The sequence below is a fragment of the Streptomyces lycii genome, from assembly GCF_009735685.1.
Classification (GTDB): Bacteria; Actinomycetota; Actinomycetes; order Streptomycetales; family Streptomycetaceae; genus Streptomyces; species Streptomyces lycii.
The window spans coordinates 1-20,560 of sequence record NZ_WHPN01000120.1; the positions used below are offsets into that span (position 1 = coordinate 1).

The window sequence follows — 20,560 nt, forward strand, 5'->3', positions numbered from 1 at the left end:
CGCTGCTGTCGCAGCGGGAGGTGCTGCGCGCGCTGGGTGTCGACGGCGGCCGGCCACCGCTCGCGCTGGCCACGCACGACCCCGCGGCGTACGTACGGGCCCTCGCCCGTGCGGGCGAGGCGGCCGAACTCACCGATCCGGCGGGCCTGGGCGCCTTCGGCTGGCTGCTCCAGCCGGTGGGCCTGCGGCTGCGCGAACTCGGGTTGGACGAGAGACCGGACGACGGACCGGGCGCCCCGCCGGACGACGGACCGCACGACGGACCGCACGACCCGCCGGACGACGCGCCGGGCCACGCGCCGGACGTCGGGCCGGGTGTCCGGCCGGAAGGCGGGTCCGACGACGGACCGCACGACCCGCCGGACGACCGACCGCACGACGCGCCGGGTGTCCGGCCGGAAGACGGGTCCGACGACGGGCCGGATGACGGGGACGACGACGGGCCGGGCGGGGGACCGTTCGGCTGACATCCCCACCGCCCGCCCGGGCCGTTCCCGCGCCGCCCGGGAGCCGTTTTCCGCGGTGCGAGCCGTTGTCCCGGGGCGGGCGGCCGGTGCACGATCCTGCGCATGGACGACAACGGCTTCGCGGTGCGGCCCGCGGCGGCGCACGACGCCGGCTTTCTCGGGGACATGCTCGTGGAGGCCGTGAACTGGTCCCCGGACCGCCGGATCCCCCGTACGGACATCCTCGGCGACCCGCTGACCGGCCATTACGTATCCGGTTGGCCACGACCCGGCGATCTCGGTGCGATCGCCACCGCGGACGGCGGCCGGATCGGGGCGGCCTGGCTGCGGCTGTTCCCCGAGGACGACCCCGGTTACGGCTTCGTCGCGCCGGACGTGCCGGAACTGTCGATCGGGGTGGCCGCCCCCTGGCGCGGCCGCGGAGTCGGCAGGGCCCTGCTCCGGGCGGCCGTCCGCCGGGCCGGGGAAGCCGGCTTCGGGCGGATCTCGCTGAGTGTGGAGCGCGCCAACGGCGCCGCGCGGTGGTACGCGCACGAGGGCTTCACGACGGTCCGCTCCGGTCCGGACTCGGACACGATGGTGAAGCTTCTCGCCCCGGTCCCGTAACGGGAGCCGCGAGCCGTTCGGGGCGTCAGAAGGAGGCGGGGCGTCAGGGGCATCCGGGAGGGTCAGGGGCGTCAGCGGCCGGTGAGCCAGCGGTCCGGCAGGGCCTCGTGGCGGCCCGTGCGGGAACGGTCCGCCTGGGCCTCGACGGCGGCCCGGGCCTCGTCCTCGTCGCGCAGCCGGGCCGTGACCGTCTTGTTGGCGCCCGTGTCGACATGCACCTCGGCCAGCCCGTGCCGCCGCTCCCACGGCCCCTGCACCAGGCGCACGCTCTGCACCTTCGCGTGCGGCACGAGCGCCAGCGTCCGGTTCAGCAGCCCCCACCGGGACGCGAAGACCGGACCGTCAGCCGTGAACGCGTGGCCGCGCCACCACACCGGCGCGCACCAGCGGGCCCGCCGCGGCACCCGTACCGCCGCCGCGGCGACCGCCCCGGCGTCCACCCCCGGCAGCACCCTCGCGATCACCCGCTCCGCGGTGCCCCGGTCGGCGACCGGCAGCAGCAGCCCGTTCTTCGACCCGGCGACGTCCAGCTCCACCCGGGCCCAGCCGCGCCGCCGCCACAGCAGCGGCTCGACGATCCGTACGGTCTGCACGCGGCCCGGCGGCACCGTCTCGTGCTCCCGGTCGAGCAGCCCGTGATCCAGCCGGAGGCCGTCCGGGGACTCGCCGACCGTCCAGTCGTACTCCTTGACGTAGCGGCCCGCGCTGGCCGCCCACACCGCGCCGAGACAGGGCGCGGCCGTGGCGACCGCCGCCCACACGCTGTCGCTGAGGGCCCACACCACGAGCGGGGCGGCGACAGCGGCCACCAGCCCCGCCCAGACACCGGTGAGCAGCAGGACCGACACGGCCAGCGTCCTCGGGTCGACGCGCGCCAGCTGCCGTACCGGCGCCTCACCGGCCTCACGCGCCGACTCCGGCGCGATGCCCGCGGCCCGGGCCAGCAGTTCGGCCCGCAGCGCACGGGCCTGCCTCTCGCCGAGGAAGGCCAGTTCGTCCTTGTCCGCCGCGCCCAGCACGTCGAGCTTGAGCTTGGCGACACCGGCGAACCGTGCGAGCAGCGGCTGGGTGACGTCCACGGCCTGGAGCCGGTCGAGGCGGATGTGGGCGGTCCGGCGGAAGACGAGGCCGCTGCGGATGCGCAACTCCGTGTCCGTCACCGCGAACCAGCGGAACCACCAGCTCAGAAAGCCGTACGCGGCGGCCGCCGGGATGACGACCGCGAGCCCGAGCAGGGCGTGGCCGGTGCTGAGCCCGCTGAACCAGCGCTGCGCCTGGTCGAGGTCCCGGACGACGGCACCGATGGCGATGGCGATCGGTGCCCAGGCCCTGCGGAACGGGGTGACCGGGTGCAGCCGACGCTCGCCGCCACCGGCTCCGTCCCGGTCCCGGCCGGTCTCGCCCGGACCGCCGCCCTGTGGCTCCGGGCGCGGGGACACGGCGCGGCCCGGCCCGGGGCCGCCGGATCCGGCTCCCGCCGGCTCGGTTCCGCCCGTTGCCGCGCGCTCCGCCTCGGTTCGGCCCGTAGCCGCGCCCTCCGGCTCGATTCGGCCCGTTGCCGCGCCCTCCGGCTCGGATCTGCCCGTTGCCGCGCCCTCCGGCCCGGATCTGCCCGTTGCCGCGCCCTCCGGCTCGGCCTCGGCAGGTCCCGCGCCCTCCGGCTCGGCCCCGGCAGGTCCCGCCCCCTCCGCTTCGGGACCGTCCGGTCCCGTACCGCCCGGCGCCCCGCCGCCCGGTCCGGCACCGACAGGTCCCGCTCCGCCCGCCGTCACAGGCCCGCCGATCTGATCTGGCCCAGCTCCGTCAGACGGTCGCGCAGGCGTTCCGCCTCGGTGGGCAGGAGGCCGGGGATGCGGGCGTCGCTCGCCGCGGCCGCCGTGTGCAACTGCACGCTCGCCAGCCCGAAGTGCCGCTCCAGCGGTCCCGAGGTCACCTCCACGAGCTGCATGCGGCCGTACGGCACGACGGTCAGCCGCCGCCACAGCACGCCGCGGGTGATCAGCAGGTCGTCGGCGCGTTCCGCGTACCGCCAGGAACGCCAGTTGCGGCCCAGCAGCCACCAGCCCCAGCCGCCGAGCAGCAGTGGCGGCAGCACACCGAGCAACCCCCAGCCCGCCCCGGCGAGCAGCCACAGCGGCACCCCGGCCGCGGCGGCGACCGGCAGCCCGACGGCGACCAGGACGACGCGGCGCAGCCGCAGCAACCCGCCCGGGAGCGCGGCCCACTCGGGGCCGGCCGGCCGGTCCGGGGCCTGCGAACCCTCCGGGCCCTCGGCCCCGTCGGACGCGTCCGGCACGCCCGGCACATCCGCCACATCCGGTGCATCAGCCGTATCCGCCACGTCCGGCGAGTGCACCTCGTCCGGCGCCCCGGACCCCCCGGATACCGAGGACGCCCCGGGATCCCCCGGCGCAACCGGCGCCCCGGACCCCTCCGCGGCCTTCGCGATCCCCGCCGCCTCAGCGCCCTCCGCACGCTCCCGGGCTTTCGCCGCCTCAGCCCCCTCCGCACGCTCCCTGGCCTTCGCCGTCTCCGGCACGTCCGTCGCCTCCGGCACGTCCGCCGCCTCGTCCGGGGCCCGCCGTACGCCCGCCGGGCCGTCGGTCTCCGGACCCGCGCCACTCCCCGATTCCATGTTCGCCAGCCTAGTCCGGCCCGGTGCGGTGGGCACCGGAGCCGGAATCCCGAAGATCCGCCACGCCCCGCGGGCAGGCGGACCGCCTCCCGGTCCGCGGGAGCGTGGACCGCGGCCCCGGCCGCGGGGAGGTGGACCGCCCCCGGGCCCGGGCTGCAAGACTGTCCCCCATGACGGAGACGACGGTCGGGATCGGCGGTGCCGCGGAGAGCACGGACATGGTGCTCAACATCGGCCCGCAGCATCCGTCCACGCACGGCGTGCTGCGGCTGCGGATCGTGCTGGACGGCGAGCGGGTGCTGTCGGCCGAGCCGGTCGTCGGCTACATGCACCGGGGCGCGGAGAAGCTCTTCGAGGCGCGCGACTACCGCCAGATCATCGTGCTCGCGAACCGGCACGACTGGCTCTCGGCGTTCTCCAACGAACTGGGCGTGGTGCTCGCCGTCGAGCGCATGCTCGGCATGGAGGTCCCGCAGCGCGCCGTCTGGACCCGCACGCTGCTCGCCGAGCTGAACCGGATGCTCAACCACCTGATGTTCCTCGGCTCGTATCCGCTGGAACTCGGCGGTATCACCCCGGTGTTCTACGCCTTCCGGGAGCGCGAGGACCTCCAGGCCGTGATGGAGGAGGTCTCCGGCGGCCGGATGCACTACATGTTCAACCGGGTCGGCGGCCTCAAGGAGGACCTGCCGGCGGGCTGGCTCGGCCGGGCCCGCGCCGCGGTGGCCGCCGTCCGGTCGAAGATGCACGTCTACGAGGACCTGGTCCTCGGCAACGAGATCTTCCGCGGCCGGACCCGCGGAATCGGCACGCTGTCCCGCGAGGCCGTGCACGCGTACGGCGTGAGCGGACCGATCGCCCGCGCCTCCGGCGTGGACTTCGACCTGCGCCGCGACGAGCCGTATCTCGCGTACGGCGAGCTGCAGGACGTCCTGCGGGTGGTCACCCGTGCCGAGGGCGACTGCCTGGCCCGCTTCGAATGCCTGCTGGAGCAGACGAACAACTCCCTCGACCTCGCGGACGCCTGCCTGGACCGGATCGCCGGACTGCCGCAGGGGCCCGTCAACCAGCGGCTGCCGAAGGTGCTCAAGGCGCCGGAGGGCCACACGTACGCCTGGACGGAGAACCCGCTCGGGCTGAACGGCTACTACCTCGTCTCCAAGGGTGAGAAGACGCCGTACCGCCTGAAGCTGCGGTCCGCGTCCTTCAACAACATCCAGGCGCTGACGGAGCTGCTGCCCGGCACGCTGGTCGCGGACATGGTGGCGATTCTGGGTTCGCTGTTCTTCGTCGTCGGCGACATCGACAAGTGACCCGCTTTCGGCCCGCCCTGCTCCTCGGAGCCCGGCCCGTCCGGGCCTGACCACCCGCGCCCGGCCCACCGGACCGGCCACCCGGACGGGCCCGAACAAGAACAAGGGACTTCCCGAACCGGGACTGTCCGGGCGGGGCCTCCCCGGACCGGAACTCTCCGGACCGGGACTTCCTGGGCCGGGACTTCCTGGGCCGGGACTTCCTGGGCCGGGACTTCCTGGGCCGGAACTGCCCGGCCCGGGGCCCCGGCCGGGCCCGCTGGACCGGCTCTCCTCGCGCCCGGCCCGCCCCGGCCGGAACCGGGGACGAGGCCGGCCCCTGCCGGGCGGCCGGATCGATCCGGCCGCCGTGCCGCCTCCCGGCCGCCGGCAGCCCTCCGGGGTCAGGAGGAGTGGGCGCGCAGCTCGCTCAGGTCCAGCTGCTCCGTCTCGTCGTGCTCGGTCAGGTCGATGACCTCACCGCCCGAGCGGTCACCGGGCCCGGACCCGTCCGGACGCTCGTGCTCCGTCTCCGTCTCGTCCTTCTCGTCGCGCCCGCCGCGCTCGTCACGTTCGTCGCGCTCGTCACGTTCGTCGCGGGGCTCCCGGAGCGGGCCGACGTCCACGGTCCGCTCCGTCTCGCGGGACTCCGCGGCCGCGCGTCCGGTGTCCCGACGGGCCTGATGCGCCCGGTGCGCCTCGTGCTCGGCGAACGCCTCCGCGCCCACCACGTCGGCCAGGTCGTCGTCCGGGGCGACGGCCGTCAGCTCGGGACGCTGCTGCGCCGCCCGCGCGGACTGGGTGCCGAAGAAGTCGAAGGTGCCCTGCACCCGGCCGGCCCCGCCCCGCCGCGGCTCGTACGGCACGACGGCCGCCGCGGCCGGAACCGTGTGCCGGTCGCGCGGACCGGCCGGGGCGCCGGCGTCGGACTCGGCGCCGGAACCGGCAGCCGTACGTCCGCCCCGCTCGCGCCGGCCGCCTGCCGCCGCGTGTCTCCCCGTGGGTTCGTCCGCCTCCCGCGCTTCGTTGTCCCGCCGCCGCGCCTCGGCGACGGTCCGCTCCGCCTGCTGACGGGCGCCGTTCCGGGCCAGTTGCCGCAGGGCCTCGGCCGCCCGCAGATAGGCCACCGCGGTCGGCGCGCCCTGCCGGTCCCGGTCCTCCGGGACCGCCGGCAGGGCGCGAGCCGGGCTCGCGGCCTCGATGGCGAGCAGCCTGCGGCCCTCCAGAGCACTGGCCCGCTCGGTCTCCGCGGTGGCGTAGCGGCGCAGCAGCCCGGCGTGCTCGTTGCGCAGCCTGGCGAGTTCCGCGCGCTTGGCGCGCAGCTTCGCCTCCAGGGCCATGCGCAGCTCGCGGGACTCCTCGACGTCCGCCTCCAGTTCGGCGACGCGCTCCTCGGTGCGCCACTCGTCCCGCACCCGGGCGCGCTCCAGCTCGGCGACGCGCTTGCCCGCCGCCCGGTCCCAACCGCGCATCATGACCGCGCCGGTGACCGCTGCCGCGACCGCCGCGGCCACGAGGACGCGCAGCACCGCCGGATCGGCTGTCAGACAGGCGCCGACGGCGCAGGCGGCTGACACGCCGAAGACGCTCGACGGGGGCAGGAGCCGGTGCAGGGGTGGCGAATGGCGGTGGCGTCCACGTGGCATGGCCAGAAACTTACCGTGCGTGTGAGGTGCGTGGGGCCCCGGCCGCCAATCTGTTTTCGGCCGGTTACTTACCGAGCAGCCCCTTTGACTCCAGGTACTCCTTCGCGACGTCCTCGGGCTTCTGCCGCTCGGCTCCGGCCTTGCGGTTCAACTCGATCAGGTCGTCGGTGGTGAGAACCTTCGTCAGCTTGCCGAGCGCCGCTTCGACGTCCTTGCCGCCCGCGTCCTTCTCGTTGACCACGGGGAGCAGGTTGTCGGCGTTCTGGAGGTTCTTGTCGTCCTCCAGGAGCACCAGTCCGAAGCTGTCGAGCGTGGCGTCCGTGGTGGTGGTCAGCACCAGCTGGTCGGTGCCGTCCTTGACGGCCTGTTTGGCCTGCGGGGTGCCGACGCCCTTGGGGTCGACGGCGGTGATGTCGATGCCGTACGTCTTCTCCAGCCCGGGCCGGCAGAACGGCCGGACGTCGCACTCGTCGCCCGCCGCGAGTTTGATCTTCTGCTTCGACTCGCCGAGATCGGTCAGCGTTTCAAGATCGTGTTTTGCGGCGAATTCCTCGGTCACGGCGAAGGCGTTCTGGTCGACGGCCTCGCCGACGGGGAGAACCTTCAGCCCGCGCGGTTCGGCGAGCTTCCGCAGCGCCTCGACGGTTTTCGTGACATCGCTGGAGGCGACCGGGTCGGCCTTCGAGCCGTTCTCCTTAGCGTTGAGGAATTCGGCGAGCGTGGCCGCGTATTCCGGAACGACGTCGATCTGGCCCTTCTCCAGGGCCGGTTCGTACAGCTCGCGGTTCTTGAGCGTCTTGACGGACGTCCGGTAACCGGCGTCCTCCAGGAGCTGCGCGTACATCTCGGCCATCAGCGCGGACTCGGTGAAGCCCGCCGAGCCGACGACCAGGGTGCCCTTGCCGCCACCGCCCCCGGCCGAGGAGTCGCCGCTGCCCGACTCCTCCAGGCTCTCGCCGCCGCCGCAGCCGGCGAGTCCGGCCGTGAGCGCGACGACGCTGCCCGCGACGGTCAGGGCGCGGGCCACGCGCCCGAACGGTGTTGCTGCCTTGCTCATCGAAAGTCACCATCCTGCTGGGTCCGGTATCGGGGAACCGGGTCGGATACGAGTCGGTGTCGATTGGTACGGGTCGCTACGGGTCGCTACGGGTCGGTGCGGATCGGTGCGGATCGGATTCGGGCCGGAGCGGGTCGGTTTCGGCCGGAGCGCCTCGGGTTCGGGGCGGTGGGCTTCGGATACGGATCGGTGCGCTTCGGATACGGGCCGGTGGACGTCGGACACGGGCGGTGGGCGTCGGTCACGGGCCCGGGACGCCGGATCCGTACGCGGCCGCCACAGCGCGGGCCGGCCGGTGCGCCGCCGTGCGCCCACGGGGTGGTCAGGGCCGGCGGGCGGGCTCGGGGCGGGGCCGGGCGCGGGCGGCGGGCATCCGGAGCCGGCGGGGAACACCGGGCCCCCGGGGCGGCACCGGGCGCCTCCTGCGGCGCATCGGATCGAACCGCCACTGCGCCAGCGCCAGCAGCGCCTCGACGAGCAGCGCGAGCACGGCCACCAGGATCGCCCCGGCCACCACCTGCGGGGTGTTGTAGGTGTTGAAGCCCGCGGTGATGATCCGGCCCAGTCCGCCGCCGCCCGGCAGCGCGGCGAGGGTCGCGGTCGCCACGACCTGGACGGCGGCCGAGCGGATACCGGTCATGATCAGGGGGAAGGCCAGCGGCAGTTCGACCCGGGCCAGCAGCTGCCGGCCGGACATGCCCATGCCCCGGGCGGCCTCCACGACGTCCCGGTCGGCCTCGCGCATCCCGACGTAGGCGTTCGTCAGCAGCGGCGGTACGGCGAACAGCACCAGGGCGATGATCGTCGGAAGCTCGCCGTGGCCGCCGAGCGGGGTGAGCGTCAGCAGCACGAGCACCGCGAACGTCGGAACGGCCCGCCCGGCGTTGGAGATGTTGACCGCGAGCGCCCCGCCCCGGCCGATGTGACCGAGCCACAGCGCGACGGGCAGCGCGATCGCGCAGGCCACCGCGAGGCACACGGCCGTCAGGAACAGATGCTCACCGAGCCGCCGGCCGGCTCCCGCGGCACCCGCCCAGTTCGCGCCCGTCAGCAGCCAGCCGAAGGCGTCCGTCATCGCGCCCATCGCTCAACCCGCCTTCACCGTGCGGTTCCCGGACGGATCCGCGGCCCCCGCCGCCTCCCGGGCATCTGCCGCCTCTGCCGTATCAAGCCCCTTCGCGGCCCCGCGCCGGGACCGGCGGCCGCCGCGGCGCGTCCGCGAGGTCCGGGCCCACGGCGTGAGCCGCCGCTGCACCCACAGCAGCAGCACGTCGAAGACCACCGCCAGCAGCACGCAGAGCGCCGAGGCCGTCAGCACCTGGGACTTGAACAGGGTGTCCATGCCTTCGTAGATCAGATTGCCCAGGCCGCCGTACCCGACGATCGCGCCGACCGTGGTCAGCGAGACCGCGGAGACCGTGGCGATGCGCAGACCGGCCATCAGCGCGGGCAGCGCGAGCGGCAGCTCCACCTCGAACAGCAGCCGCCACGGGCCGTAGCCCATCCCCAGCGCGGCCTCCCGGGCCTCGTCGGGCACGGACTCCAGCCCGGCCAGGATGTTGCGCACCAGCACCGTCAGCGAATAGAGCACCAGGCCGGTCACCACCACCGACGCCGACAGCCCGAACACCGGCATCAGCAGCGCGAACATCGCCAGTGACGGCACGGTGTAGAGCACGGTCGTCAGCCCGAGCACCGGCCCGGCGAACCCCTTCCGGCGGCGGGCCAGCAGCGCCAGCGGGAGGGCGACCAGCAGGCCGATCGCCACCGAGGAGAGCGCGATGCCCACATGCTGCGCCGTGGCGTCCAGCAGCTCCTGGGAGCGCGACCGGACGTACTCCGGGCACACCCAGGCGTTGGCGGTCAGACAGCTTCGCTCACTCACGCCCGTCCCTCTCCCCCCGCGCGGGCCGTTCAATGCGTGGGCGACACTATCCCGTGCCGGTGACAACGGGTCGCTGTCGGTGCCGCACGGCAATATGTTCTTCACAGGTGTTGTTGCACAGGTGCCGTTCACAGATGTCCGTCCCCACGGCACGGTCCCTTCCGGCGAGCAGAGGTGTCATGATCCGGTTCGAGCACGTCACCAAGCGCTACGCCGACGGCACGACGGCCGTGGACGACCTGTCCTTCGAGGTCGCCGAGGGGGAGTTGGTCACCCTCGTCGGGCCGTCCGGCTGCGGCAAGACGACCACCATGAAGATGGTCAACCGGCTGATCGAGCCCACCTCCGGGCGGATCCTCCTCGACGGCGCCGACATCGCCTCGGCCGACCCGGTCGAGCTGCGCCGCCGCATCGGTTACGTCATCCAGCAGGTCGGGCTGTTCCCGCACCGGACCGTGCTCGACAACACCGCCACGGTGCCCCATCTGCTCGGCCGGCCGCGGAAGCAGGCCCGCGACCGCGCGGCCGAGCTGCTCGAACTCGTCGGCCTCGACCCGTCCGTGTACGGCGACCGCTATCCGGACCAGCTCTCCGGCGGCCAGCGGCAGCGCGTCGGTGTCGCCCGCGCGCTGGCCGCCGACCCGCCCGTGCTGCTGATGGACGAGCCGTTCGGCGCCGTCGACCCGGTGGTGCGCGAGCATCTGCAGACCGAGTTCCGCACGCTCCAGGAACGGCTGCGCAAGACGGTCCTGTTCGTCACCCACGACATCGAGGAGGCCGTACGGCTCGGGGACCGGATCGCGGTCTACGGGCAGGGCGGCATCGAGCAGTTCGACCCGCCGGCCACGGTCCTGGGCGCCCCGGCCACGCCGTACGTCGCCGACTTCGTGGGCGCCGACCGCGGGCTGAAGCGGCTCTCCGTCACCCCCGTCGAGGCGGGCGACCTCGTGCAGCCGCCCGTCGTCCGGCTCGGTGACTCGCTCAGCCGCGCGGAGGAGCGGATGGCGGCCGAGGACGCCCGCTGGGCCGTGGTGCTGGACGCGGCGGGCGATCTGCACGGCTGGCTGCCGCGGGACGTGACGGACGACAGCCGGAGCACCGCGGGCGGCGGCACGGCGGCCGCGGCGGGCACGGTCCGCGAGCACGCCCGCCGGATGGAGGCGTGGCTGCCGGTCGGCGCACCGCTCAAGCAGGCGTTCAGCACGATGCTCCAGCACGACGCGGGCTGGATAGCGGTGCTGGACGGCGACCGCTTCCTCGGCGTCCTCACCCCGGCGCGGCTGCACGAGGCGCTGCGCCGCTCCATCGACGCGGACGCGAACGCCGTCGCCCGCGAGGCCGTGACGCTGGAGACGGTCCCCGGGGCGTGACGGGGCCCGGGGCCTGACGGTCCCCGGGGCGTGACGGGGGCCGAGGCCTGACGGAGGCCGGGGCACGACGGCCCGGGGACCGTCACGCCCGGGCCTGCACGGATCCGGCCGGGCCCGCCCGTACCGCTACGGCACGAACGCGGCAGTCCGGGACCGAGCGGGCCCGAACGGGCCCCGCCCCGGGCCCGGAGGCGGACACGGACGCGGGGCACGGGTTCCGGCCCCGGCTCCCGCCCCGGCACCCGTCGGCTCCCTCCCCGGCGCCACCGGTTCCTCCCCGGCGCCCGCCGGTTCCTTCCCGGTCCGGGCGCGGTCCGGGCCGCCCCCTCCACTTCCGGTTTTCGGCCGTCGGCACCCGCCGCCGCGGCGGCGCGCCGGGTCATCCCCCCGTGGTCCACCGCAGGTTGGTGTCGTGCAGTTCCCGCTCGGTGTCCGTGATCGCCATCTTGATCGGAATGCCCGGCCGGCCGCCGACCTTGATCAGGAAACGTCCCCGGCCGGGCGGCTCCTCGTTCCCCCCGGTGCCGGCCCAGCCCGGCGGTGAGGACCAGGACGAGACCAGTTCGATCTCCCGCTCCGACATCCCGACGACCTTGCCGAGTTCCTGCATCTCGTTGCGCGGCAGCCCGGCGCACACCACCATCCCGGCGCGCTCGACGAAGCCGCGCGCCTTGGCCCGGTCCGCCTCGTTGCCCAGCGACTCGGCGTCCTTCAGCGTGTGCGTGATCTTCGCGTCGCCGAGGCCCAGCGAGCGGTTGAGCCGGGTGAGCGCGTCGATCCGCTCCACGATGCCGGAGGCGGCGCGCAGCGGCCGCCACAGCTCGTCGAGGACGGTGAAGAACCAGCGCTGCGGGGCCAGTCCGGCGTCCGCCAGCGCGTGCGCCGCCGCGACCGTGCCGAGCCCGTCGGACCAGGCCGCGAGCATGGCCGCCGCGGTCAGCTGGGTGTCGGCCTCGCCGATCCGCGAGACGTCGATGCAGACAGCGGGCGCGTTCAGGTCGATACGGGTCGAGGTCGGCGCCGCGAACGTGTCGCCGAGCGGTCCGTCGAGGACGCCCAGCAGCGAGCGCTGGAGCGGGTCGACGGCCTCCCGGTAGCGGGCGTCGTCACCCCGGTCCAGGGTCACCGAACGGACCCGCTCCGGCCCCTCGTCGAGGACCTTGAGCAGATCGGGCAGCAGCGGCGGGCGGCCGTTCCCCATGCGGTCGCCCAGGTGGTGCAGGCAGGCCGACAGCACCGACTGCTCGTGGTCGTCCATCGGCCGGTTGCGGACGATGGTGATGAGCGCGGCGACCATGTTCAGCACCCGGCCGTGCGCCTCGGCGCGCAACACCCGTCCGGCCTCACCGCCGATCCGGTCGGCGGCCTCGCCCATGGCCCCGGGGTCGAGGACGTTGATGCCGCCGACACCGCGGCCGATGGAGATCACCTGACCGCCGAGCGCCCGTACGGTCACGGCGTAGTCCGGCTTGAGGTCGCCCAGCACGAGCGGTACCACGCCGGTCGCGGCGAGCCCGATCAGCATCCGGTTGACCAGCGTCGACTTGCCGAGCCCGGGCATGCCGAGCATGAACAGGGACGGGTTGGAGATGTAGTGGGCGCGGGTGAACCAGGAGATCGGGTCGCCGCACACGGTCGCGCCGGTGTGCAGGTGCTGTCCCAGCGGCACCCCGGTCATGGGCGCGCCGGATCCGGCCGCGAACGGCCAGAGGCCGCACGCCTGGACGGTCGTGGCGCGCCACATCGCGGGCGGGTCCATCGCGCCGACCTGCCCGCCGCCGGGCCCGGGGTGGCCCTGGGAGGGGATGAACGCCTCGCGGCGCGGCTGCGCCGGGCCGGCCTGCCGTCGCTTGCGCGCGCTCACAGCGCCTCCCGGATCTCTCGCGGCATCAGGGTGTGTTCCCAGGGCAGCAGCCCGGCCGGAAGGGTGCAGGTGAACGCGGCGGCCTGCATCCGGTCGGCGGGCCGCATCTGGACGCGGGCCGAGGCCTGGAGGTTGCGTACGGTCGCGGCCGCGTCGTCGAGCTGCTGCTCGTTGTCGACGGTGATGGTGAGCATCAGGGAGAACTCCACGAGCCCCGCGCCCGACGCCTCCTCGGCCGCCGTCTGCTCGGCCGCGCGCATCTCCGCCCCGGCCCGGGCCTGCACCAGCCCGCGGCCGGAGGAGGCGGAGAAGTGGGCGTTGCGGCGGTCGGACTCGACGATCCGGGCGGAGGTCGCCGGGTCGATCGGCCGGTAGAGCAGCGCGACCCGCTTGCGGCGGGTGCCCTGGGCGGGCTCCAGCAGCCCGCGCAACACCCCGGAACGGACGGTTCCGCGCGGCGCGAGGGTGAGCAGCCAGCTGCGGGACACCCCCGAGTCGTGGTGGTAGGCGGTGGCCTCCTCGACGGCGGTGGCGGGCCCGGCGTCGCCCCAGTCCACGCCGGTGTCGCTGTTCTCCGCCCGGGCGGTCAGCACGTCGGAGGCGACGGCCGGGTCGTACGCGACCCGCACGACCTCGGCGATCCGCTGGGCGGACAGCGGTTCGGCGGATCCGCCGCCGGCCGCCACGAGGCCCGAGAGCAGCCCCGGCAGCCGCATGGAGAGATCGGTGACGACCTCCTCGGGGTCACGCCGGGTGCCGACGGGCCCGTAGGTGAGGGTGACGTAGGTGTGCATCTCGGAGGACGCCGACGGGTAGCGGTCGACGACCTCCTCCATCACGGCCCGGGCCGCCGCGGGGGCGTCCGGGGAGAGCCGCGGCAGCACCTCGGCGGCCAGCCGGGTGCCGGTGTCCGGGGCGGTCTCGACGATCACGGAGGCGCCGCGCAGCCCGGGTTCGTGGGAGAGCCGGGCGAGCCAGTCGCCCCAGGAGGCCACCCAGATGTCGACCTGCTCGGCGTCGATGAGCGACCCGCCGTCCGGCTCGCAGGACAGCACGATGGTGTAGAAGTCCCGGTTCGGGTGGTGCAGCACGCCGAAGGGCCGGTCGTACGCGTCGCGGCCCTCCCGCATCCGTACCGGCGCGAGCATGCCGGGCGGCCGGAAGCGCCCCCCGGGCCGGCCGGAGAGCGGGCCGGACACGTAGACGTGCGAGCCCTTGGCCTTGCGCCGGGACCAGCCGATGCGGACGGCGAGCAGCTGGTAGAGGTTGCGGCCGTCGACCGTACGGGTCACCAGCGGCAGGACGAAGAGCGTCAGCGGGATCAGTACGACGACCGCCGCCGTGAGGGAGGCCAGGGAGGCGAGCAGCACCAGCACCAGGCCGGCGAAGACGGCGACGGTGCCGATCAGCCCGAGTGAGCCGAGGCCGGGCCTGCTCGGGCGGCGCCAGTTGCCGTAGGTGGGACGCGCCGCGGCTTCGGACGCCATGGAAGGTCCTTTCGGGGTGGGTCGGTCGGAGAGGTCGGAGTGCCGGGTGGCACCGGGGCTGCGGGGCGCGGGCCGCGCCGGGGCGTTACGCGGTCACGGAGGCGCGGCCGTCGTCGGGTGAGGCGGAGCCGCCGCCGGTGGGCGGTCCGGACCGGCCCTGGGTGCGGCCGGGGCCCTCCGGTCCGGCGCCCCGGCCGTCCGTGCCGCTGCCGCCCCCGCTGCCGTCCCCGTCGGTCCGCGCGTCGCCGGAGCCGTCCTTGCCGGAACCGTCCTTGCCGGAACCGTCCTTGGCCGAGCCGCCCCGGACGCCGGGCGGTGCCCCGCTGCCGCTCGACGGCGAGCCCTTGGGACCGCTGGAGGTGCGCCCGGCGGCGGCGACCCCGGCTCCGGCCGCGGCCCCGCCCGCGAGGGTCACGGCGCCGGTGGCCAGCGTCTGGCCGGAGCCGAGCCCGGCGGTGTCACCGCCCGAGCCGCCCAGCGACTGCGCCGCCGGGAGCACCAGCTTGAGCAGGGCGGGCAGCGCCAGCACACCCAGAATGATCATGGTGAGGCCGGAGACGGCCTGCACGATCTCGTCCTCGGCGTCCGTCATCAGCCGTGCGCAGTAGAAGATCAGGGCGGCGGCGGGCTTGTAGAGCAGCCAGGCGGCCAGCCACCCGATGTGCCGCTTCCACCAGCCGGTCCCCCAACCGCTCATGGAGGCGGCGGCGGCCAGCGGCAGCGTGCCGACGAGCATCACGAGCACCCCGGTCCTGATGATCATCAGCACCATCTGGACGAAGGCGGCCAGCATGATGACGATGCCGAGGATGACGACCAGTCCGGGGTTGTCCTCGGCGAGGTCCACGAGACTGCCCATGCCCAGGACTTCGCCCATGCCCCGCGGTGTGCCCTCGCCCGGTGTCGCCGCGTCGAAGATGTAGACGGCGTAGGCGTCGGACGCCTTCACCAGCGACTGCACGACCGTGACGACCACGGTCGACACCAGGATGATCCGCCAGAGGCCGGAGAAGGCCGCCTGCATGGGCTGGCCCTTGCGGTCCACCGCCATCCGGAAGGCCGCGATCAGCAGGGACGCCACGGCGACGTAGCCGACGATCCAGTCGAGTTCGCCCAGGATCTGCTCGGTCGGCCCGGTGTCCTCGACATCGATCTCCATCCAGAACCGCGTGAGCGAGTCGAGCATGCTCTCGGCGCCCTCGGCGAGATACCGCGCAATGGTTTCCATGACTTTCCCGTCCGGATCCGTCGCGGCGCCGGAGCTTCCCCCGGAACCGCTCGACGACGTCTTGGCGGCCTCTTCCGCGCCGCAGTCCAGCGGAGTGGTCACGCACCCCGCTTCCACCCACCCGGCGGCCCGGCCCGGCACCCCCGCCATCACTCCTCCCACCGGACGAAACCGCCGGTCCCGCTGACCCGGGCGAAGGGAGAGGTCAGCGAACCGTCCTCCTCCGGGACCAGCCGCCAGTCGCCGTCCTCCCAGGCCAGCGACACGGAACTGCTGAGATGGCCGCTGCCGTCGAACTCCATGAGCAGCATCACCGTGGCCTTGTCCTCCGAGTACGACAGCACCGTGAACCCCGCGTAACGCCCCTTCCCCGGCCCCTCGTCGAGCGAGGCGTCCTTCTCCTTCTCCCGCTCCCCGACATACGCGTCCCGGTTCTTCCCCGGGAGGAGCTGCCGCTCGGCGACCTCCCGCCAGCCCGGGTAGCCCAGCTGGCTCGCGATGCCGTGCGCGGCCATCACCGCGCCCGTCGGCGTACGGGCGTAGCAGGACCAGATCCGGCCCTCGACGCTGCGCGGCCCCGCCGCCTCCGATGTGGGCACCCGGGTGGAACCGACGTTCCGCCAGATCACGTCGGCGGGCGGCGCGGTCGGCGGATTCTGGTCGCTGTCATCGGTGTGACAGCCGGGCGGGCGCAGCGGTACGGGCTTCCCGGCCGGTGTCTCCTCCGCCTGCCGCTGCCCGGACGGGTCCGACGAGCCGGATCCCGGGCCGGAGCCGGAGGCCGATCCCGGCACCTCGGCACCGTTTCCGGCGAACACGGCCAGCACGCCGAGGGCGAGTACGGCGAGCAGGAAGCCCGCGGAGGCGATCCAGCCGCGCTGCTGCCAGAACGGCCGCGGCCGCCACTCACCGCTGGTGCGCGGCGCGCGCTTGGCATTGAACATGCGTCGTCAGCTCCGTGCGGGTCAGACGACGAAACTGACCAGCGGGCCGGCGGAGGTGACCAGCACACAGCCGGCGAGCACCATGCCGAGCCGCCCCAGGTGCTCCGAACCCTCGCCCCGCCGCAGCGACATGGACATCATGGCGCCCGTGATCAGCACTCCGGCGACACCGGCGGCCGTGCCGACCCAGGCGACGATGCCCAGCACCGTGTCGACCTTCTCGGTCAGCTCGGGCGGCGCGTCGCGCACCGGATCGGGCACCGTCCCGTCGGCCAGGAAGCGGTGGGCACGTTCCATGAACATCTCGTTCTCCATCGTTCGCACCGGCCGTCACCGCGGTCCGGCTGCCGCACCGGGCCGCTCCCGGCGTTCCGTCCCGGGCAGGCCGTTCACCACGGGGGGTCCAGCTCGTTCACAACAGGAACTGCACGATCGGTCCGGCGGTGGTACCGATGACGCAGGCGCCCATGACGGTCGCGAACTGGGTCATGTGGTACCGGCCGTCACCGGAGCGCAGCGACAGGGACATCCGGAAACCGACGATCAGCAGGCCCATCACCCCGGCCGCCGTCACCAGCCAGGCGATGATGCCCAGCACCCGGTCCAGTTCGTCCGTCACGGCCGCCGGGGGACCGGCGGCGAGCAGGTCGGTCAGCATCACTTTTCCTCGGCAGGGCGGTAGTGCTTCTGCAACACACGGGCCAGTGCCCCGATCTCGCGGGGCAGTGGTCCGTCGAGCTTTCCGGTGCGCCAGGTCGGGACCCACGGCACCCGGTGGACGTTCACGACGGAGCCGATCACCTTGACGCGCTGGGCCAGTTGCCGCGGCAGCCGGCCCGGCGCGTCCGCGACCAGCACCGCGCCGAGGATCTCCACCCCCGGCGGATGCTCGCCGCGCCGGTACAGGTCGAGCCACTGCGACAGGGCCGTCAGTCCGGCCGCGTGGGTACGGGCCACCAGCAGCACGTCCCGCGGCTCACCACGGGCGGGATCGCTCCACCGGTTTCCGCTGTCCACCCCGCCGAGCACCGCGGCGAGCGTCGACGCGCCCGCGCCGCCGTGCGCGCTGACCCAGGCGGGGCCGCCGGCCCGCGGTACCGGTGAGGGGGCCGCGGCGGATTCCGGACCGGCCCCGGCGCCGGGCTCCGCGCCCGGCGGGGGCACCTCGGCCCGCGGCGGCGGTGCCACCGGGCCGCGCACCCAGATCTCCGGCCCGTGGGCCGTCGCTCCAGGACTGTCCATGGTCATGCCACTTCCCCCGTAGGTCGCGGCTCAGTATGCAGCGGCCCGGAGGCGGTCCGCGGCCGCCCGGAAGCGGTGGCATCATGCGCCCGGCCTCGTGGGCCGGGTACGTCCCGATCCGCTCACGGGACGCGGGGGAAGCGGGCCGGACGACCGGGCAACAGCGGGGGATCGCATGGCGGACACCAACGGACGAGGGTCGACGTGGGCGGCATCCGCCGCCCTCATCGCCTTCTTCCTGCCTGTCCTGATTCTGCTCATGGTGCTGGGTGTCGAGGTGCCCGGGGAGGATCGGGCGGAGACTCCCGTGGCCGCCGATCCGGTGGTCGACGACCGGCCGCTCAAGGCCGGTGCGGTCCCGGCCGCCTATGTCGCCTGGGTGCTCAAGGCGGGGTCGATGTGCGAGGTCATCGGCCCTTCGGTGATCGCCGCGCAGATCGAGGCCGAGTCCGGCTGGAACCCGGACGCGACGTCCCCGGTCGGGGCGCAGGGGCTCTCCCAGTTCATGCCCGGCACCTGGGAGACCTGGGGCCGGGACGACGACGGCAACGGCCGGATATCGCCGTTCGATCCCGGTGACGCGATCATGGCGCAGGGCCGTTACGACTGCGCGCTCGCCAAGCAGATCGGCCGGCTGAAGAGCGGAGGACTGGCTTCCGGGTCGCTGCTGGACCTCACACTCGCCGCCTACAACGCCGGCCCGGGGGCCGTGCAGCAGTACGGCGGTGTCCCCCCGTACACCGAAACCCGGGCCTATGTGGCCCGCATCAAGTCCCTCATCGCCAAGTACGCGGATGTCGGTAAGGGCAATGAATCCGTACCGGACGGGCAGAGATTGGCGATGCCGCTCGCCGGCGATCCGCCGATCACCTCGCCGTACGGCATGCGCTTCCACCCGGTGCTGAAGGTCGACAAGCTGCACACCGGCGTCGACTTCGGCGTTCCCACCGGGACCCCCGTCCGCGCGTCGGGGCCGGGCAAGGTGACCTTCGCGGGCTGGAACGCCGCCTACGGCAACCGGGTCGTGATCTCGCACGGGACGATGGACGGCAAGCAGATCTCCACCACCTACAACCACATGTCCGCCCTCGGCGTCAGCAAGGGACAGAACGTCAACACCGGCGATTCCGTAGGTGCGGTCGGAAGCACGGGATACTCGACAGGGGCCCATCTGCACTTCGAGGTCCAGGAGAACGGCGAGTACGTCAATCCGGCACCATGGATCGGGAAATGAGGGGGACTGCCATGACACCGCACGGCACCGACCGCGGTCACGGCAGCGGGTACGGCAGGCACGATGGCGGATACGACGGCCGGTACGACCGCGGGCACGCCATCGGGTACGCCTCCGGACACGCCGCCGGGTACGAGGACGGACACACCGCCGGGCACGAGGACGGGCGGCGCCCGGACCCCGGTCACGGGCGCGCCGACGCCGCCCGGAACGCGGCGGCGGACCGCGCCGCGGCACCCCGCGCGGCCCGGGTACGGCGCGGCACGGCCCCGTCCGGCACGGCCCGGGTACGGCGCGGCGCGGCCCTGCTCGCCGCCGCCACCGCCCTCGTCGCGCTCGCCGGGTGCGGGCTGCCCGGACTCGACCGCTCCGACTCCGGTGCGGCCGAGGAGACGTCCGTGGCCCCCAAGGCCCCGGTGCCCAGCGGCAAACCCCTCGACAAGGACGCCAAGGTGCCCGAGCCCGGCCCGGTCGACGACCGCGACGCCACCGCCGTCGCCCAGGCCTGGGCCACCGCCGCGTACAGCTACGACACGGCCTATGACGCCGGCCCGCACGACGCGGTGCTGCGCGCCGGCCGCTACTGCACCGAGAAGCTCGCCGCCGCCGACCGGTCCCACCGCCCCGCGGCGGGCTCCGGACCGGAGTGGGCCGCCTGGGCCGAGCACCGCGCCTGGACCCGGGTGAAGCTGGAGGTGGAGTCGGACGGGGACGCCCCGGCCGACACGGCCACCACCGCGTGGCGCCAACTCGCCGTCACCGGTACCGCGAAGGGCCGGGACGGCTGGGAGGGCGACGGGCCGCGCCTGCACGCGTTCGTCGAACTGCGGCGCGGCGGCGAGGGCGAGCCGTGGCGCGTCAACCAGGTCAACGTCGTGGAGGCCGCCGGTCCCCCGAGCCCGGCCCCGGGCGCCTCCACGGCCACCGGCACTCCCACCGAACCGACCGAGTGAGCTGAGCACCACATGGCCATCCTCCGGCGCCGCGGGCGGGACAGCAGCGAACCCTCCACCCCGGCCCAGCAGCCCGCATCCGCGCCCGCACCGTTCGAGGTACGGGTCAGCCGCGACGGCACGTGCACCGTCGGCGGGGCGTCCGTCGTCCCCGCCGACGGCGAACCGGTGCACGAGGCCGCGCTCAACCATCTCCACCGGCTGGCCATGGCCACCGGGCACTCCGTCCGCGCGACCGTGACGGACGAACGCGGCGGCCACATCACGCCGATCGAGGTACGCGTCGACGGCTCCAGCCACTTCGTGGGCGAACCGACCCGCATACCGGAACCGGCCGTCGAACAGCGGCAGACCGGCCCCGGCACGGCCGACGAGCCCGGACCCGGCGCGGACCGCCCGGAACGGACCGCCGCGGCCGCGCAGGCGGACACCGGCCCCGGCACAAATCCGGCCCCGGACCGCGAGCCCGGACCCGCCGCCCCCGACCCGGCGTCGGCTTCCGGCACGACCCCCGACTCCGGTACGGCCCCGGACTCCACCCCTACGGCCCCCGACTCCGCTACGACCCCGGAACCGCCGCCGCGGCCGGACACCCGGCTCGGCGCGTCCGGGCGCGCGGCGGACACCGCGACGGGGCAGAGCGCGGGGAC

Annotated in this window: 18 protein-coding genes and 2 pseudogenes; 7 read left to right on the forward strand and 13 right to left on the reverse strand. The window is 74.5% G+C overall.

Translation table 11 applies throughout. The features are described 5' to 3' along the window. Both GCU69_RS33480 and GCU69_RS05245 read left to right on the forward strand, forming a co-directional pair. A pseudogene (locus tag GCU69_RS33480) lies at positions 1-467 on the forward strand (SAM-dependent methyltransferase); the annotation flags it as partial. Between the two features lie 102 nt (positions 468-569). Further along, on the forward strand, positions 570-1,073 hold the full coding sequence (locus GCU69_RS05245) for a GNAT family N-acetyltransferase (RefSeq protein WP_098752495.1): 504 nt from the start codon (positions 570-572) through the stop codon (positions 1,071-1,073). 71 nt (positions 1,074-1,144) lie between these two features. Here the strand turns inward: GCU69_RS05245 and GCU69_RS05250 are convergent, their stop codons facing one another. Further along, positions 1,145-2,512 (reverse strand): PH domain-containing protein, encoded by a 1,368-nt coding sequence (locus GCU69_RS05250; RefSeq protein ID WP_156205252.1) that lies wholly within the window; start codon positions 2,510-2,512, stop codon positions 1,145-1,147. A gap of 329 nt (positions 2,513-2,841) precedes the next feature. Further along, entirely contained in the window at positions 2,842-3,369 is a 528-nt protein-coding gene (locus GCU69_RS33485; RefSeq protein WP_235978245.1) for a PH domain-containing protein, read from the reverse strand. A 509-nt stretch (positions 3,370-3,878) separates the two neighbouring features. On the opposite strand from GCU69_RS33485, the gene GCU69_RS05260 reads away from it, so the two are divergent. Further along, positions 3,879-5,021, forward strand: coding sequence for an NADH-quinone oxidoreductase subunit D (locus tag GCU69_RS05260; protein ID WP_098752497.1), 1,143 nt, complete (start codon positions 3,879-3,881; stop codon positions 5,019-5,021). A gap of 383 nt (positions 5,022-5,404) precedes the next feature. Here the strand turns inward: GCU69_RS05260 and GCU69_RS05265 are convergent, their stop codons facing one another. The 4 genes from GCU69_RS05265 to GCU69_RS05280 all read right to left on the reverse strand — a co-directional run bounded on the left by GCU69_RS05265 (position 5,405) and on the right by GCU69_RS05280 (position 9,588). Further along, entirely contained in the window at positions 5,405-6,646 is a 1,242-nt protein-coding gene (locus tag GCU69_RS05265; protein ID WP_156205254.1) for a serine/threonine-protein kinase, read from the reverse strand. A 64-nt stretch (positions 6,647-6,710) separates the two neighbouring features. Continuing rightward, positions 6,711-7,703, reverse strand: coding sequence for an ABC transporter substrate-binding protein (locus GCU69_RS05270; RefSeq protein WP_156205255.1), 993 nt, complete (start codon positions 7,701-7,703; stop codon positions 6,711-6,713). Between the two features lie 322 nt (positions 7,704-8,025). Then, positions 8,026-8,787, reverse strand: coding sequence for an ABC transporter permease (locus GCU69_RS05275; RefSeq protein WP_156205256.1), 762 nt, complete (start codon positions 8,785-8,787; stop codon positions 8,026-8,028). Positions 8,788-8,790: 3 nt separating this feature from the next. Continuing rightward, entirely contained in the window at positions 8,791-9,588 is a 798-nt protein-coding gene (locus tag GCU69_RS05280; protein WP_156205257.1) for an ABC transporter permease, read from the reverse strand. A gap of 179 nt (positions 9,589-9,767) precedes the next feature. Here GCU69_RS05280 and GCU69_RS05285 point away from each other — a divergent pair, with 179 nt between their 5' ends. Then, entirely contained in the window at positions 9,768-10,958 is a 1,191-nt protein-coding gene (locus GCU69_RS05285; RefSeq protein ID WP_156205258.1) for an ABC transporter ATP-binding protein, read from the forward strand. Positions 10,959-11,337: 379 nt separating this feature from the next. Here the strand turns inward: GCU69_RS05285 and GCU69_RS05290 are convergent, their stop codons facing one another. The 7 genes from GCU69_RS05290 to GCU69_RS05320 all read right to left on the reverse strand — a co-directional run bounded on the left by GCU69_RS05290 (position 11,338) and on the right by GCU69_RS05320 (position 17,729). Next, positions 11,338-12,702: a P-loop NTPase family protein gene (locus GCU69_RS05290; protein WP_098755337.1), complete on the reverse strand. Its 1,365-nt coding sequence runs from the start codon at positions 12,700-12,702 to the stop codon at positions 11,338-11,340. Between the two features lie 116 nt (positions 12,703-12,818). After that, the gene (locus tag GCU69_RS05295; protein WP_098755332.1) at positions 12,819-14,309 is read right to left on the reverse strand and encodes an SCO6880 family protein; all 1,491 of its coding nucleotides are present in this window, start codon (positions 14,307-14,309) and stop codon (positions 12,819-12,821) included. A gap of 85 nt (positions 14,310-14,394) precedes the next feature. Next, positions 14,395-15,639, reverse strand: coding sequence for a hypothetical protein (locus tag GCU69_RS05300; RefSeq protein WP_143671280.1), 1,245 nt, complete (start codon positions 15,637-15,639; stop codon positions 14,395-14,397). 47 nt (positions 15,640-15,686) lie between these two features. Then, the gene (locus GCU69_RS05305; RefSeq protein ID WP_098755334.1) at positions 15,687-16,481 is read right to left on the reverse strand and encodes a hypothetical protein; all 795 of its coding nucleotides are present in this window, start codon (positions 16,479-16,481) and stop codon (positions 15,687-15,689) included. Positions 16,482-16,502: 21 nt separating this feature from the next. Further along, positions 16,503-16,784, reverse strand: coding sequence for a hypothetical protein (locus GCU69_RS05310; RefSeq protein WP_098755338.1), 282 nt, complete (start codon positions 16,782-16,784; stop codon positions 16,503-16,505). Between the two features lie 109 nt (positions 16,785-16,893). Further along, the gene (locus tag GCU69_RS05315; RefSeq protein WP_098755335.1) at positions 16,894-17,139 is read right to left on the reverse strand and encodes a hypothetical protein; all 246 of its coding nucleotides are present in this window, start codon (positions 17,137-17,139) and stop codon (positions 16,894-16,896) included. After that, entirely contained in the window at positions 17,139-17,729 is a 591-nt protein-coding gene (locus GCU69_RS05320; RefSeq protein WP_235978246.1) for a DUF6668 family protein, read from the reverse strand. Before GCU69_RS05320 ends, GCU69_RS05315 begins: the two co-directional genes overlap by 1 nt. Positions 17,730-17,898: 169 nt before the next feature. Here GCU69_RS05320 and GCU69_RS05325 point away from each other — a divergent pair, with 169 nt between their 5' ends. From GCU69_RS05325 to GCU69_RS05335, 3 genes and pseudogenes are all read left to right on the forward strand, one after another. Next, positions 17,899-18,957 carry a peptidoglycan DD-metalloendopeptidase family protein gene (locus GCU69_RS05325; protein WP_235978247.1) on the forward strand — a complete coding sequence of 353 codons (1,059 nt, stop codon included), beginning with the start codon at positions 17,899-17,901 and terminating at the stop codon, positions 18,955-18,957. Positions 18,958-18,968: 11 nt separating this feature from the next. Next, complete coding sequence (locus GCU69_RS05330) at positions 18,969-19,910, forward strand: hypothetical protein (RefSeq protein ID WP_156205259.1); 942 nt, start codon at positions 18,969-18,971, stop codon at positions 19,908-19,910. 12 nt (positions 19,911-19,922) lie between these two features. Next, a pseudogene (locus GCU69_RS05335) lies at positions 19,923-20,560 on the forward strand (hypothetical protein); the annotation flags it as partial.